Below are 14,035 nucleotides of genomic sequence, written 5' to 3' on the forward strand. Positions count from 1 at the left end.
AAGCTCAAGGTCGGCGACCGGGTCGTCGTCCCGTTCCCGATCGCGTGCGGCGCCTGTGCCGCGTGCGCCGCCGAGCTGTACTCGTGCTGCGAGAACACGAACCCGAACGCGGGCATCGCCGAGAAGCTGTTCGGTCACCCGGTCGCGGGCATCTTCGGCTACTCCCACCTGACCGGCGGGTTCGCCGGCGGCCAGGCGGAGTACGCGCGGGTGCCGTTCGCGGACGTCGGCCCGCTGCGCGTGGAGTCCGACCTGACCGACGAGCAGGTGCTGTTCCTGTCGGACGTTCTGCCGACCGCGTACATGGGTGCCGAGATGTGCGACATCCAGCCGAGCGACGTCGTCGCGGTCTGGGGTGCGGGGCCGGTCGGGCAGCTCGCCCTGGACAGCGCGCGGGTGCTGGGCGCGGCGTCGGTCATCGCGATCGACAAGGAGCCGTACCGGCTCGAGATGGCCGAGCGCGCCGGCTACACCACCATCAACTTCGACGAGGTCGACGTCCGGTCCCGGCTGCTGGAGCTGACCGGCGGGCGCGGTCCCGACAAGTGCATCGACGCCGTCGGCCTGGAGGCCACGCACGGCGCCGGGCACGTCAACCTGTACGACCGGGCCAAGCAGGCGGTGCGGTCGGAGACCGAGCGGCCGCACGCGCTGCGGCAGGCCATCCTGTCCTGCCGCAGCGGCGGGATCGTGTCGGTGGTCGGCGTCTACGGCGGGCTCATGGACAAGTTCCCCGCCGGCGCCTGGATGAACCGGTCGCTGACGCTGCGCACCGGCCAGTGCCACGTGCAGCGCTACCTGAAGCCGCTGCTGGCACTCATCGAACGCGGCGAGATCGACCCGACGCGGATCATCACCCACCGGCTGCGGCTCGACGAGGCACCGCACGGCTTCGACATCTTCAAGCACAAGCAGGACAACTGCGAGAAGGTGGTCATGCGCCCCGGGACCTGAGCCGGGGACGCCTTCGCGGGCGCAGCTGTTCGGCGACGTGCCGGACAGGTGCGCCCGCGCGATGCCGGGGAGGTCGGACCGAGCTAACCCCTGCGCGTGTCCAGGGTCGACTCGATGAGGTCCTCGACGTCGGCCGCGCCGTTGGCCGCCAGCTCGACCATCGGGCCGTGGGAGTCGCGGACCTCGATGGTCACGCCGGCGTGGTGGCGCAACCAGACCGCGACGGACCTGGCCAACGCCGTCACCGCGCCGCCGGCACCCAGGGCGATCACGAGGACGTCGGTGATCGTGCCGGTCTGGTGGTCGCGCGGCCGGGCCCGCTCCACGAGCACACTGCCGCGCAGCGCGTCCTCGGCCGTGAGCCACGCGTGCAGGGACAGCAGGTCGTCGTGGTCGCCGGTGAGCAGCCGGAGACGGGCGACGGTCGGGGTCACGACACGTCCTTTCTGGGATGGCAGGGCAGCGGGTCATCCAGCGGCACGTCCTCCCACGCGGTGGCCACGGCGGGACGGGCGGCCGAGCCGGTGCGGACGGCCAGCGGACCGCCCGTGCCGGCCATCGGGGCGGCGGCACGACGACCGACCTTGCGCACTCCTCGCCCCGCCAACAGTTCCCGGGGGATGGTGCGGTGCTCGCGGGGGCCGGCCGGATCGATGCCCGCCAGCCACGCCCGCACCCGCCGCGCAGTCGGCCGGAAGCCGGGGTCGGCGCAGGTCGTCGCACGCAGCAGGTCGAGCAACTGCCCGCGCACCGTCGGGGTCGCCGCCAGCGGCGCGCCGCGGGCGGCGGGGTCGAGCGGCACGTCCTGCCACGGCAGCGTGCCGCCCAGTGCCACGTGGAGCGTGACGCCGAGCGCGTAGACGTCCCCGGCCGCGGTCGCCACCGCCTGCCCGACGGACGCGGCCGGGAGCAGCTCCGGCGGCGTGTACGCGTCGGCGGCGGTGGCGACGGCCAGGCCCGGTGCCACGCCACCGAATCCGGCCAGCCGGGCCCCGTCTCCCGTGACCAGGACCGTCACCGGTCGCACGGCCCCGTGCGGGATACCGGCCGCATGGGCCCGCGACAGGGCGTCGGCCAGCGCGTGGCCGTACGCCACCCCGGCTGCCACCGGGAGCGGGCCGTCCTCGCCGAGCCGGTCGGCGAGCACCGCGCCGGTCTCGGTCACCAGGAACGGCCTGCCGTCCGAGGTGACGTCCGCGGCGAGGACACGGGCGACGGTCACGTCCTCGGCGACGGCGAGCAGCGCGCCCGCCCACCGCTGGTACGCCGTTCGGTCGTCCTCGGACACCGGCCCCTTGGCGACGGTCAGCACCGCCTCGCCGCCGGCCACGTCCCCGATCAGGTACACCGCGGCGACGCGATCCTCGTCGAGGCGCCCGAGGACCGCGAACCCGGCGGGCAGCGGGAGAACGGGACTGGCCAACGAAAACCTCCAAGCGGGCGCCAGTCACCAACAGTGGTCGCACTCCTCACCAGGCGCCTCCTGGGAAACCACGAGATTCGGGCCGCAAAGATCCGTACGGGGCGGCCGAGCCGCACCATGGGGCCGTGCATGCGGGCATCCTCCTCGTCGACGACCACGCCGGGTTCCGGCGCGTCGCGCGCCGGTTGCTGGAGGTGGGCGGGCTCAACGTCGTCGGCGAAGCGGCAAACGGCGAGGAAGCCCTTGCCATGGCTGAGAAACTGCTCCCGGACGTGGTAGTACTCGATGTGCTGCTGCCTGACATGGATGGTTTCGTGGTCGCCACACAGCTCGCCGCACTCCCCGCGCCGCCGAGGGTCGTGCTGATCTCCAGCCTCACCCGCGCCGAACTGGGCACGCGGATCGACGCGGCGCCGGTGGCGGGGTTCCTCGCCAAGGACGACCTCGACGGCGCGCGCCTCGCCGAGGTCGCGGGCCTGACCTCGTGACACGGGCGGTGCCGATGCGCACGGACCTGACGCAGACGGTTCTGACGCCCACGGTCGTGCGGCGCGTGACCGCGGCGGCCGGGCTGGCGCTGACGGGGTTCGACGCCTGGCTCGCCGCCCGCTACGGCACCTACGGTTTCCTCTTCGACCTCAAGGAGATCTGCCAGATCCTGGCCTGGCTGGCCGCCGGCTACCTGGCCACCCGGTTCGTCCCGCCGATGGGCGAGCTGATGACGAGGCTCGGGCTGCTGCTGGCGTGCACCGCCCCCGCCGCGTTCGCCCTGGTCACCGACGCGTGGCCGGTGCGGGTGCTGGTGGCCGTCGCGTTCACGCTGACCGCGTTGCAGCTCCCCGTCGGCGCGCACGTGTTCCTCGCCTACCCGTCTGGCGAGGTCCGGGACCGGCCGGGCCGCGTGATGATCGTCGGCTGTTACGTGTTCGGCGCGGTGCTGGTCGTGCTGCTGGCGGCCTTCGGCCCGGAGCGGCCGGCGGGACGCTGCCGCGACGTGTGCGCGCCGCTGCCGCTGTTGCCGCACCCGGACCTCGCCATGGCGACCGCGCGGCTGTCCGGGATCGGGTCGGCCGTGCTGACGGTGGTGGGCATCGCGGTGGTCGGGCGCAGGATGGTCCTGGCGACCAGGCGGCAGCGGCGCGTGCTGGCGTTCCCCGTGGTCGCGATGGTCGCGACCGCCCTGCTGCTGGGCGCGGTCGGCATCCTGTCGGTCACCGTGCCCGAGGACGTCAACCGCACCCTCGTGCTGGCGCAGTTCGCCGCGCTGGTCGCGGTGCCAATGGCGTTCTTCGTCGGGCTGGTGCGCGTCCGCCTCGACGAGGCGCGGGTGTCCGACCTGGTCCGGCAGACCCAGTACACCCCGGCCGACCGATTACGCGACGCGGTCGCCACCGCACTGGACGATCCCGACCTGCGCATCGTCTTCCCGCCGTTCGAGGAACTGCTCTTCGAGCCCGCCCGCCGCACGGTCGTCGGCGATCCCGAGGAGCCCCTCGCCGTGATCGTGCACGACCCCGCACTGCGCGCCGAGCCGGGTCTGCTGGCGGCGGTGAGCGCCGCGGTCGGGTTGGCGCTGGAGAACACGCGGCTGCACGAGGCCGTGCGCCAGCAGCTGGCACAGGTCCGCGCGTCCCGGGCCCGGCTCGTCACCGCTGGCGACGACGCACGCCGGCGACTGGAACGCGACCTGCACGACGGCGCGCAGCAACGGCTGCTGTCCGTCGGCCTGATGCTGAACCTGCTGCGGCAGTCCCTGAACGGCCAGGCCAACCAGGACACGATGGCGCTGCTCGACGAGGTGGAGATCGAGCTGCGCGGCGCGACGCAGGAACTGCGTGAGCTGGCGCGCGGCATCCACCCGGCCGTGCTCACGATGCAGGGCCTGCGCGCCGCCGTCGAGCAGCTGCTCGTCCGCGTGCCGCTGCGGGTCCACCTCCACATCGGCGAGCTGCCGAAACTCTCCCAGGCCGTCGAGTCCACCGCCTACTTCGTGGTGAGCGAGGCCGTCACCAACACCATGCGGCATGCCGAGGCCAGGTCGCTGCGGATCCGGATCGAGGTCGCCTCGGCATGCCGCCTCGTCGTCCGCGTCACCGACGACGGGATCGGCGGCGCCGTGCCGGGTTCCGGCCTGTCCGGCCTCACCGACCGCGTCGCGGCGGTCTACGGACACCTCACGCTCGACAGCCCGCCCGGCAGGGGCACGACACTCATCGCGGAGCTGCCATGCGCGTGATCATCGCCGAGGACTCGCTGCTGGCCCGCGAAGGCCTGATCAGCCTGCTGACCAGGCTGGGGCACGAGGTGCTCGCCGCCGCCGTACGTGCCGAGCAGGTGCTCGCGCTGGTCGCCAGGCACATGCCCGACGTGGCCATCCTCGACATCCGCCTCCCCCCGACCTTCAGCGACGAGGGGCTGCGCCTCGGCACCGCGATCCGGTCCAGGTACCCGCGCGTGGCGGTGCTCGTGCTGTCCCACTACATCGAGCACACCTACGCCACCGCACTGCTCGACACGACCGCGACCGGCGTCGGCTACCTGCTCAAGGACAACCTGGCCAACGCCCGCATGCTGAACGACGTGCTGCACCGCATCGCCGGCGGCGGCTCCGCGGTCGATCCGGATGTCGTGTCCGCGCTGCTGCCCGCCGGGGTGCACGAGCCGTTCGCGCACCTCACCCAGCGGGAACGGGACGTGCTGACCCTCATGGCGGAGGGCCTGTCCGACCAGGGCATCGCGGACCGGCTCATGATCGCCCTCACCACGGTCGGCACCCACACGGGCAACGTCTTCCGCAAGCTGGGCATCGCCGAGAAGGCGTCGAGCAACCGCCGGGTGAACGTGGTCCTCAGCTACCTGGCGAACCGCAACCGAGCCGTGCCCCTTCAGGACTCCTGAGCCAGCCGGTCGTACCCGACGAAGGTGAACATCCGCGCCTTCCCGAGTGGCCGCGGCCGCCCGGTGAAGCGGTGCACGCCCACACCGAAGTCCGCGTCGGCCGGCGAGACCCACTCGCGGGCGAACCCGACCTCCTCGAACCACGCGCAGACCGACGGCACGAGGTCGGGCGGCTCGCGGTGGCGGGTCCAGATGACAGTGCCGCCGGTCCGGGTCAACCGCGTGCAGAAGCCGACGGTCCGCCGGACGTCCTCGTCGGTGATGTTGCCGAAGACGCCGCACACCAGCACGAGGTCCGCCGGCACCATGCCCTCGTAGTGCTCGGTGAGCGAGGCGTCGGCGGTCCGCACCTCCACCCCCGGCACACCGGCCTCCTCGGCGACGGCCGTGTTCCGCGGGTCCAGCTCGACCAGCCGGGCCCGGACGTCGCCCCGCCGGGGATGGTCGGCGAGCACCTCCAGCAGGTCGCGCCCCTGGCCCGCGCAGAGGCTGACCACCCGCAGCGGACCGGGCGGGCTGCTGTCCAGGACGGCCCTGATCCAGTGCTGGACCACCTCCAGGCGGCGGGCCATCCACGAGCCGGGCTGGTCGTACTCGTCGTGCCAGGTTCGCCAGTCCACAGGCGAACCCTAGTGCGGTGAGGCGGCGGTCGCGGGTGCCTCGACAGGGTGTCCGACCAAAGATCGACGACGAAACGGTGTAGCTCGCGGCGGGTTGGGGTACCTCGAACGGGCGTTCGAGGAGAGAGGAGCAAGTCGTGGTTACTCCGGTGCCGGACAAGGATCCCGAGGACTGGGTGACTGGGGACGAGCCGATGACCGGGCCCCAGGAGTCCTACCTGCACACGCTGGCGCACGAGGCCGGCGTCGAGGTGCCGGACGGGCTCACCAAGGCCCAGGCGTCCGAGCTGATCGACGAGCTGCAGGAACAGACCGGCCGCGGTTAGCACCCGCCCCGTTCGGTGCTCGTTCAGCGGGTCCGGGCGAGATGTAGTGACATGTACGTGTGCACACATATCGCTCGCTGCTGGACAAGGTGGACGAACGAGTCGGCGACCGCATCGAGCACGTGCTCCGCGGGCACCACCAGCGCCGATTACGTCGGCTGGGGTGGGGCGACGTCCTGGCGCCGAGCGGGAACGGCGACCGGTTCGGGACGCGGTCCCCCCTTCGGTCGGGGAACCGGCTGGAGGTCCTGATCGACGGTGAGGAGGCCCTGCCCGCGATCCAGGACGCGATCAGGAACGCGCGGTCGCGTGTGCACATCGCGAACTGGCATGCGAGCCCGGACTTCCGGCTGACCCGTGAGCCCGACGCGCCGACCCTGCGTGACCTGCTGGCGGTGACCGCGCAGCGCGGGGTCGACGTGCGCCTGCTGCTGTGGGCCGGGCCGCCGATGCCCGCGTTCCAGCCGACCCGCGGGCTGGTGAAGGCCCAGCAGCGGCAGTTCACCGAGCACACGGGGGTGCGGTGCGTGCTGGACGCGCGGGAGCGCACCCTGCACTGCCACCACGAGAAGCTGGTGATCGTCGACGACACGCTCGCGTTCGTCGGCGGTATCGACTTCACCGCGCTGGAGGGCGACCGGCACGACACGAACGAGCACCCGCCGCACCGGCCCATCTGCTGGCACGACCTGATGACCCGGCTGGAGGGGCCCATCGTGGCGGACGTGGCCAACCACTTCCGGCACCGCTGGACCGAGGTCGCCGGTGAGGACCTGCCCGAGCCGAAGCCGCGGGAGCCGGCCGGCGCGACCAACGTGCAGCTGCTGCGCACAGTGCCGGACGGGACCTACGCGTTCGCCGAGCGGGGCGAGTTCACGATCCTCGACGCCTACCTACGTGCGCTGCGGTCCGCCAGGCGGCTGGTGTACCTGGAGAACCAGTTCCTGTGGTCGCCGGAGATCGCCGACGTGCTGATCGACAAGCTGCGCAACCCGCCCGACGACCGCTTCCGCGTGGTCCTGCTCCTGCCGCGCAAACCCAGCAACGGCGCCGACACCACCCGCGGCCAGCTCGGCCGCCTGGTCGACGCCGACGACGGCAACCACCGCCTGCTCGCGACCACCATCAGCACGCACGACGGCCACGAGTCCGCCCCGGTCTACGTGCACGCCAAACTCGGCATCGTGGACGACGAGTGGATGACCATCGGCTCGGCGAACCTCAACGAGCACTCGCTGTTCAACGACACCGAGGTCAACGTGGCCACCGACGACCGGGAGCTGATCCACGCCACCCGGCTGCGGTTGTGGTCCGAGCACCTGCGCCGCCCGTCCGGCGAGCTGGACATCGACCCGGCCGACGTCGTGGACAACCTGTGGCGCCCCATCGCCCGGGAACAGGCCGACCGCGAGCGCGCCGGCCTGCCCCGCACCCACCGGCTGACGCTGCTCCCCCAGGTCTCCCGCCGCGCCGGCCGCCTCCAGGGCCCGCTGCGCGGCCTTCTGGTGGACGGCTGAGCGACCGGTGGCGCGGGAGGTCACGTTCACCAACGACGACGTCACGTTGGCCGGCTCGCTGGCCGTGCCCGATCGCGGCGCGACCGCCGGCGTGGTCATGGTCGGCGGGTCCGGGCCGTCGGACCGGGACAACGACACCTACTTCCCGCCGCTGCGCCGGCACCTCGTGGCGGCCGGGATCGCCGTGCTGTCCTACGACAAACGCGGGGTCGGCGCGTCGTCCGGCGACTGGCGGGCCGCGACGATGGCCGACCTGGCCGCCGACGCGGCCGCCGCGCTGGACTTCCTGCGCACGCGGCCCGAAGTGCGGCCCGACACGGTGGGACTGTTCGGGCACAGCGAGGGCGGATGGGTCGTCCTGCGTGCCGCGGCCGGCCGGGACGACGTGCCCTGGGTAATCACCAACAGCTGCCCCGCGACGACCCCGGCGGTGCAGGAACGACACGCGCTGGCCAACGCCCTGGGGCGCGGCGGCGCGACCGCGCGGGACCTCGCCGCCGCGCTGACCGCGTACGACACCCTGGTCGAGGCGGGCAGGCGCGACAGCGACTTCGCCCACGCGAGGCGGCTCGTCGACGCCGTCGGGAACGCGCCGTTCGCCGACCACTACTGGTCCCAGGTGGACGAGGCGCTCTGGGAGTTCCTCAAACGCAAGCAGGACCACGATCCCCTCCCGGACGTGCTGCGCCTGCGCTGCCCGCACCTGGCGATCTTCGGCGGCGCGGACGCACTGGTCCCCGTCGCCGACAGCGTCCACCTGTTCGGTGCCGCGGCCTGCCACCCCGACCGCCACCCGAGCGCGACGACGTCCGTTGAGCTTTTCCCGGGTGCCGACCACCGGCTCCATACCGAGGCGGGGACCCGCCTGGCCACCGGCTACCTCGAGACTCTGACGCGGTGGATCGAGCGGTTTTCGGGAGTGCGTGCAACCTCCTCGCGGTGAGCGGCGTTCATAGCCCGTCCACAACCGCGGGAGGGTGCCTGGTGACCCGGTTCGACGGCGAGTTCGCCGAGTTCTACTCGGCCCGGTTCGAGGCGGTGCGGCGCACCGCGTTCGCGCTGTGCGGGGACTGGGTGGAGGCCGAGGAGATCGCGCAGGCCGGGTTCGTCCGGCTGTACGCCAAGTGGCCGCGGGTGGCCGGCGGCAACGCGGATGCCTACCTGCGCACGGTTGTCACGCGGCTGTTCCTCGACGCCAGACGGCGCGGACGGGCCAGGGAACGCCTGGTCGCCGAGCCGCCGGAACGGTCGGGGCCCGAGGACACGGCACAGGTCGACGACCGGCAGTCGCTGCTGGCCGCGCTGGTGCGGGTCTCTCCGCGGCAGCGGGCCACGCTGGTGCTGCGGATCGTGCACGACCTGTCCGTCGAGGAGGTCGCCAGAACGCTGGGCTGCTCGACGGGGACGGTCAAGAGCCAGCTGGCACGGGGCATGAACGCGTTGCGCGAGGCCTACCGCGGTGCCGAGCTATCCGAACGGAGCGTGCGAGATGTTGGATGAGGACCAGGGCCTCCGGGACGCACTGCGCACCGAGCTGGCCGGGCGGACACCGCCGCCGGCGCGCGGCGGGTTGGCCGAGGTGGTCGGGCGCGGTCGGCGCCGGCGCAGGACACAGCAGCTCGGCGCGATGGTCGCCGCGGTGGTCGCGATCGCGGGCACGGCCGTCGCCGTGAACGCGGTGGTCGCCGTGCCGCACGCGCCGCCGTCGGCCGGCACGGCGACCACCGCGTCGCCGACCGGGGCGGACTGGCCGCGGGCCGACCTGCCGGCACCCACATCGACCGGGTCAGGGGCGGCGGAGTGCCGGCCCTCGAACACCGGCGGGGATTCGAACGCCGGTGCCGTCGGGCCGGACCTGCGGAACCGGATGGCCGACGCGTTGCGGGCCGTGGTCCCCGACGCGACCGTGCACGAGATCGAGACGCGATCCACCTCCTACCTCGCCGACGTCACCGACGCGGACGGCACCGGCAGCGTGACACTCGCCGTCCACACCTTCGCCGGGGACCCGCTGGCGGTGGCCGACCAGCAGGCGTTCGACTCACTCAACTGCGAGCCGCCGAAGCGGCGCGTGCTCGCCGACGGGACCGTGTCGCAGATCTACCCGCCGCGGCGGTACGACCCGGTCGGCCTGTCGATCCAGGACGTGCGGATCTACCGGCCCGACGGGGAGCTGTACCGCGTGGAGACGCAGAACTTCGCCAGCGGGGTCGGGTCGAAGCCGGATGTCGCGGTCCCGCTCCGGCCCAGCCGGGACACCCTGCCGCTGACCGAGGCCCAACTTGCCGAACTCGCTGTCGCTCTGGCGGGCTGACCGGCACACGACCTCACCCCAGCAGCTCGGCCGCGGTGTCGAGCACGTGCCGCAACGCGCGGTTCTCGTCCGCGCCGCGCCACAGCAGGTGGACCAGGATCGGGGGGACGGGGTCGGCGATCTCCCGGATCACGACCCCGTCCAGCGGCAGCCGGGCGACGGAGCTGGCGGTGGTGAAGTGCAGGCCGACGCCGGCGGAGACGAGTGCGACGCACGTCCACGAGTCGGGTGCCGCCTGGGCGAAGGTCGGGGTGAAGCCGGCGGCGTGGCAGCGGTCGACGAACACGTCGCGCAGCACCGAGCCGTAGGACTCGGGGAACGCGACCATCGGCTCGCCGCGGAAGTCGGCGAACGTGAGCGTCTCCCGGGCGGCCAGGGGGTGGTCGCCCGGCACGGCGACCACGCACCGGTCCTGGGCGACGACCCGGCCGCGGACCCCAGCGGGTGACTCGGTGAACCGGGCGAGCGCCAGGTCCGCCTCGCCGCGGAGCAGTTCGGCGACCGCGGTCGTGCCGTAGCGGCCGGGCAGGAACTCCAGGTCGATCAGCGGGTACCGCTCCCGCACCGCGCGGGCGAGCCGGCCGACCACGCCGTGGGCGGAGGGCCCGGCGAAGCTGAGCCGCACCCGGCCACCGCGGCCGGCGTGCGCGGCGGCGACCGCCGCCCGGGCCCGGTCGTCGGCCGACACCATCGTCCTGGCGTGCTCGACGAGCGCGTGGCCGGCGGGGGTCAGCTCCACGCGGCGGGTGGTGCGGTCGAACAGCGGCGCGGCCAGCGCGTCCTCAAGGGCGCGGATCGTGCGGCTGAGGTGGGGCTGCGCGACGTGCAGCCGGTCGGCGGCGCGGCCGAAGTGCAGGTCCTCGGCGACCGCCAGGAACGCCCGCAGCTGCCGCAGGTCCACGCCACCACCTCCGCGACTGATGCGAGAACTGTAACAATCGGCACGTCACGGGTATTGGACAAGCATCAACCCGGGCGGTAACCCTGGAGGTCATGACGCAGGTGTCCGCCGAGGACTTCGACCTCATCCGCAGGCAGGTGCACGACTTCATCCGGCGCGAGGTCGTGCCGCGCGAGATCGAGATCATGCGGGAGGACCGGGTCCCGGACGACCTGCGGGCGGCCGCGGCGGAGATGGGGCTGTTCGGCTACGCGCTCCCGGCCGAGTGGGGCGGCCTCGGGCTCGACCTCACCCAGGACGTCGAGCTGGCCATGGAGTTCGGCTACACCACCCTCGCGCTGCGGTCGCTGTTCGGCACCAACAACGGCATCGCCGGGCAGGTGCTCGTCGGCTTCGGCACCGACGACCAGAAGAAGCGGTGGCTGGCGCGGCTCGCGTCCGGCGAGGTCGTCACCTCGTTCGCGCTCACCGAGCCCGGCGCCGGGTCGAACCCCGCCGGGCTGCGCACCCGCGCCCGCCGCGACGGCCACGGCGACGGGGCCGGCTGGGTGCTCGACGGGCGCAAGCAGTTCATCACCAACGCCCCGGTCGCGGACCTGTTCGTCGTCTTCGCCCGCACCGCCGAGCCGCGACCGGGGGATCCCGGCATCGCCGTGTTCCTCGTGCCAGCCGACACACCCGGGCTCACTGTCGGTCCCAAGGACGCGAAGATGGGCCAGGAGGGCGCCTGGACCGCCGACGTCATCCTCGACGACGTGCGCGTCCCGGCCGACGCGCTCGTCGGCGGCGACGAGGCGGCGGGCTACCGGGCCGCCATGACCTCGCTGGCCCGCGGGCGGCTGCACATCGCCGGGGTCGCGGTCGGCGCCGCCCAGCGCGCGCTCGACGAGTCGGTCGCCTACGCCGCCACGAACACCCAGGGCGGCACCAGGATCGGCGACTTCCAGCTGGTGCAGGCGATGCTGGCCGACCAGCAGACCGGCGTCCTCGCCGGGCGCGCCATGGTCCGCGAGGCCGCCCGCGCCTACGCCAGCGGCGAGGACCGCCGCATCGCGCCGTCGGCGGCGAAGCTGTTCTGCACCGAGATGGCCGGCAAGGTGGCCGACCTGGCCGTCCAGGTCCACGGCGGCGCCGGCTACATGCGCGACATCCCGGTCGAACGCATCTACCGCGACGTGCGCCTGCTGCGCCTGTACGAGGGCACCAGCGAGATCCAACGCCTGATCATCGGCGGCGGCCTGGTACGGCAGGCCGGCCGGTAGCCCCACGCCCGAAGGACGCCTTCCGCACGCTGAACGTGCGGAAGGCGTCCTTCGGCGCCGTGACGGGTGGGTCCTAGCCGAACGTCACCACGAGGTGGCCGTCCGCGGCGAAGGACCAGTGCAGGGCGCCGGTGTAGGCGGAGCAGCGGGAACCGTTGGTGCCGGACCAGAACTGGTTCGAGCTGTCCGCGTCGCCGGTGATGCGGTCGTTCGTCCCGCTGCCGCTGCGGCACGAGGTGTTGCCGCGGAAGACCGACGTGCCGCCGTCGAACGAGTAGTTGCGTTCGGTGTTGTCGATGCTGACGTTGTCCGAGATCGCCATCGTGCCGAGGTTGCGGTTGTAGGTGAACCCGTGTTTTCCGTTGTGGTAGGAGATGTTGCGCCGGATCACGTGGTTGACCGAGATGTCCTCGCCGCCGAGCTTGAAGCCGTTGCGGTCGCCGTTGCCGGCCTGCGAGCCGTCGGAGAGCGTGCCGTTGTTGTAGGACAGCGAGTCCTCGATGGTCACCACGCCGATGGGACCGGTGTCGGGCTTGGTGTAGAGGTCGTAGCCGTCGTCGATGTTGTTGTGGGACACCGTGTAGCGGAACACGTTGCCGGCACCGACGGTGAGCTTCGGGGCGAAGCCGTCGGCGTCCTCGCCGTCGGAGTCGGCGTTGTCGTGCGACTCCGCGCTCACGATGAGGTTGTTGGCCGGCCACTGCGCCTGCGGCGTGGTGGAGGCGATCCGCGCGAGCTGCAGCCCCGAGTCGCGGTTGAAGCGCGTCACCGTGCGCTCGATGACGTTGTTGCTGCCGCCGACGAAGATCCCGTTGTCGCCGGCGCGCTGGACGACGACGCCGTAGACGTGCCAGTACGACCCGTTCAGTGCCAGGCCCCGGTTCGCCGAGTCCTCGGTCTGGGCCGAGAAGTCCAGCACCGGCGTCTCACCGTTGTAGGCGGACAGGGTCTTGCGCGCACTGGCGGTGCCGCTGTTGTCTGCTGGGACGGTGACCGTCTGCGTGTAGTTGTAGGTCCCGCCGCGCAGGAAGATCGTGCCGCCGGCCGCGACGCGGGTCAGTGCCGACGGGAGGGTGGTCGGGCTCGCCAGCGTGCCGGCCGCGCCGTCCGTGCCGTTCGGCGCCACGTACAGGGTGCCGGCCGGCGGCGGTGTGGTGCCCGACGAGGTGACGTCGAGGTAGTCGATGTTCGGCAGGCCGCCGCTGCCGGTCGGGTTGAGCCGGACGGTGTTGGTGCCCGAGCTCAGGGGGACGGTCAGTGTCCTGGTGGTCCAACTGGTCCAGGCACCCGTGCTCTCGAACGAGACCGACTGCGCGGTGGTGCCGTTGACGAGCACGTCGACGGGCCGGCTGGTCGTCGTGCCGTTGGCGAACCGCACGTCGAGCGTTGCCGTGCCGGCCGCGGCGTTCACCGTGAACTGGGTGTACGCGCCGGTCGCGTTGGTGCCGTTGCAGAAACCGGAGCCGGAGAACCCGGCCCAGTCGCTGTCGATCGTGCCGGTGCAGACCGACGGGCTCGTCTCGGCCTCGTACCGGGTCGTCGCCGCGGCCGCTGAAGTGGGGGCCAGCACCCCCAGCACCAGGGCGGCGCCGGCGAGTGCGGGCAGGAATCGGGGCATCGTCGCCTCCGTGTGTCGTGAGCGCTCGCAGGAAAGCGCTTACCTAGCAAGCTAGGGACTCGGGCACGGCGCTGTCAATGCTTCGTCGCAAGTTTTTGGGAGCGCTCCCAGTGATCACCCCCGTCGCGCTGCCGCGTGTCCAACGCTCGGGAACGGTGAGTTCGACAAATCGTGCCGCTCTGGCCGACACGATTTGTCGAAC

General features: G+C 72.6%; 15 protein-coding genes. 10 read left to right on the forward strand and 5 right to left on the reverse strand.

Annotated features, from left to right (window positions below; translation table 11 throughout):
• Positions 1 to 954 (forward strand): zinc-binding dehydrogenase (locus ACJ73U_RS24625; protein ID WP_407780066.1); only part of this gene is annotated, 954 nt, incomplete at its 5' end.
• A gap of 83 nt (positions 955 to 1,037) precedes the next feature.
• Here the strand turns inward: ACJ73U_RS24625 and ACJ73U_RS24630 are convergent.
• The gene (locus ACJ73U_RS24630; protein ID WP_407780067.1) at positions 1,038 to 1,388 is read right to left on the reverse strand and encodes an effector-associated constant component EACC1; all 351 of its coding nucleotides are present in this window, start codon (positions 1,386 to 1,388) and stop codon (positions 1,038 to 1,040) included.
• Positions 1,385 to 2,377, reverse strand: a complete 993-nt coding sequence (locus tag ACJ73U_RS24635; protein ID WP_407780068.1) for a hypothetical protein — start codon at positions 2,375 to 2,377, stop codon at positions 1,385 to 1,387. Before ACJ73U_RS24635 ends, ACJ73U_RS24630 begins: the two co-directional genes overlap by 4 nt.
• A 125-nt stretch (positions 2,378 to 2,502) precedes the next feature.
• Here ACJ73U_RS24635 and ACJ73U_RS24640 point away from each other — a divergent pair, with 125 nt between their 5' ends.
• Genes ACJ73U_RS24640 through ACJ73U_RS24650 form a run of 3 tightly spaced genes read left to right on the forward strand, consistent with a single transcriptional unit; the run spans position 2,503 to position 5,275 of the window.
• On the forward strand, positions 2,503 to 2,865 hold the full coding sequence (locus ACJ73U_RS24640) for a response regulator transcription factor (RefSeq protein WP_407780069.1): 363 nt from the start codon (positions 2,503 to 2,505) through the stop codon (positions 2,863 to 2,865).
• Positions 2,866 to 2,879: 14 nt separating this feature from the next.
• Positions 2,880 to 4,613: a sensor histidine kinase gene (locus tag ACJ73U_RS24645; protein WP_407780070.1), complete on the forward strand. Its 1,734-nt coding sequence runs from the start codon at positions 2,880 to 2,882 to the stop codon at positions 4,611 to 4,613.
• Positions 4,604 to 5,275 carry a LuxR C-terminal-related transcriptional regulator gene (locus ACJ73U_RS24650; protein WP_407780071.1) on the forward strand — a complete coding sequence of 224 codons (672 nt, stop codon included), beginning with the start codon at positions 4,604 to 4,606 and terminating at the stop codon, positions 5,273 to 5,275. Before ACJ73U_RS24645 ends, ACJ73U_RS24650 begins: the two co-directional genes overlap by 10 nt.
• On the opposite strand, the gene ACJ73U_RS24655 is transcribed toward ACJ73U_RS24650, so the two are convergent.
• Entirely contained in the window at positions 5,263 to 5,895 is a 633-nt protein-coding gene (locus tag ACJ73U_RS24655) for a class I SAM-dependent methyltransferase (protein ID WP_407780072.1), read from the reverse strand. The genes ACJ73U_RS24650 and ACJ73U_RS24655 overlap by 13 nt on opposite strands.
• A 137-nt stretch (positions 5,896 to 6,032) precedes the next feature.
• Here ACJ73U_RS24655 and ACJ73U_RS24660 point away from each other — a divergent pair, with 137 nt between their 5' ends.
• Genes ACJ73U_RS24660 through ACJ73U_RS24680 form a run of 5 tightly spaced genes read left to right on the forward strand, consistent with a single transcriptional unit; the run spans position 6,033 to position 10,052 of the window.
• A complete protein-coding gene (locus tag ACJ73U_RS24660; protein WP_407780073.1) occupies positions 6,033 to 6,221 on the forward strand; it encodes a DUF3072 domain-containing protein in 189 nt (62 codons plus the stop codon).
• Between the two features lie 59 nt (positions 6,222 to 6,280).
• Entirely contained in the window at positions 6,281 to 7,738 is a 1,458-nt protein-coding gene (locus ACJ73U_RS24665; protein ID WP_407780074.1) for a phospholipase D-like domain-containing protein, read from the forward strand.
• A 7-nt stretch (positions 7,739 to 7,745) separates the two neighbouring features.
• Positions 7,746 to 8,681 carry an alpha/beta hydrolase family protein gene (locus tag ACJ73U_RS24670; protein WP_407780075.1) on the forward strand — a complete coding sequence of 312 codons (936 nt, stop codon included), beginning with the start codon at positions 7,746 to 7,748 and terminating at the stop codon, positions 8,679 to 8,681.
• 41 nt (positions 8,682 to 8,722) lie between these two features.
• Positions 8,723 to 9,238: a SigE family RNA polymerase sigma factor gene (locus ACJ73U_RS24675; protein WP_407780076.1), complete on the forward strand. Its 516-nt coding sequence runs from the start codon at positions 8,723 to 8,725 to the stop codon at positions 9,236 to 9,238.
• On the forward strand, positions 9,228 to 10,052 hold the full coding sequence (locus ACJ73U_RS24680) for a hypothetical protein (protein WP_407780077.1): 825 nt from the start codon (positions 9,228 to 9,230) through the stop codon (positions 10,050 to 10,052). Before ACJ73U_RS24675 ends, ACJ73U_RS24680 begins: the two co-directional genes overlap by 11 nt.
• 13 nt (positions 10,053 to 10,065) lie before the next feature.
• On the opposite strand, the gene ACJ73U_RS24685 is transcribed toward ACJ73U_RS24680, so the two are convergent.
• Entirely contained in the window at positions 10,066 to 10,953 is an 888-nt protein-coding gene (locus ACJ73U_RS24685) for a LysR family transcriptional regulator (RefSeq protein ID WP_407780078.1), read from the reverse strand.
• Between the two features lie 92 nt (positions 10,954 to 11,045).
• Between ACJ73U_RS24685 and ACJ73U_RS24690 the strand changes: the two genes are divergently transcribed.
• On the forward strand, positions 11,046 to 12,215 hold the full coding sequence (locus tag ACJ73U_RS24690) for an acyl-CoA dehydrogenase family protein (protein WP_407780079.1): 1,170 nt from the start codon (positions 11,046 to 11,048) through the stop codon (positions 12,213 to 12,215).
• Between the two features lie 73 nt (positions 12,216 to 12,288).
• Here the strand turns inward: ACJ73U_RS24690 and ACJ73U_RS24695 are convergent, their stop codons facing one another.
• A complete protein-coding gene (locus ACJ73U_RS24695) occupies positions 12,289 to 13,833 on the reverse strand; it encodes a carbohydrate-binding protein (protein WP_407780080.1) in 1,545 nt (514 codons plus the stop codon).
• Between the last annotated feature and the right edge of the window lie 202 nt (positions 13,834 to 14,035).

It is taken from the genome of Actinophytocola sp., from assembly GCF_045807065.1.
In the GTDB taxonomy this organism is placed as follows: domain Bacteria; phylum Actinomycetota; class Actinomycetes; order Mycobacteriales; family Pseudonocardiaceae; genus Actinophytocola.

Bases quoted from the DNA above. Each gene is read 5' to 3' on its own strand.
- ACJ73U_RS24645 (WP_407780070.1), top strand. From the start codon at position 2,880: ATGCGCACGGACCTGACGCAGACGGTTCTGACGCCCACGGTCGTGCGG.
- ACJ73U_RS24650 (WP_407780071.1), top strand. From the start codon at position 4,604: ATGCGCGTGATCATCGCCGAGGACTCGCTGCTGGCCCGCGAAGGCCTG.
- ACJ73U_RS24680 (WP_407780077.1), top strand. From the start codon at position 9,228: ATGTTGGATGAGGACCAGGGCCTCCGGGACGCACTGCGCACCGAGCTG.
- ACJ73U_RS24690 (WP_407780079.1), top strand. From the start codon at position 11,046: ATGACGCAGGTGTCCGCCGAGGACTTCGACCTCATCCGCAGGCAGGTG.
- ACJ73U_RS24695 (WP_407780080.1), bottom strand. From the start codon at position 13,833: ATGCCCCGATTCCTGCCCGCACTCGCCGGCGCCGCCCTGGTGCTGGGG.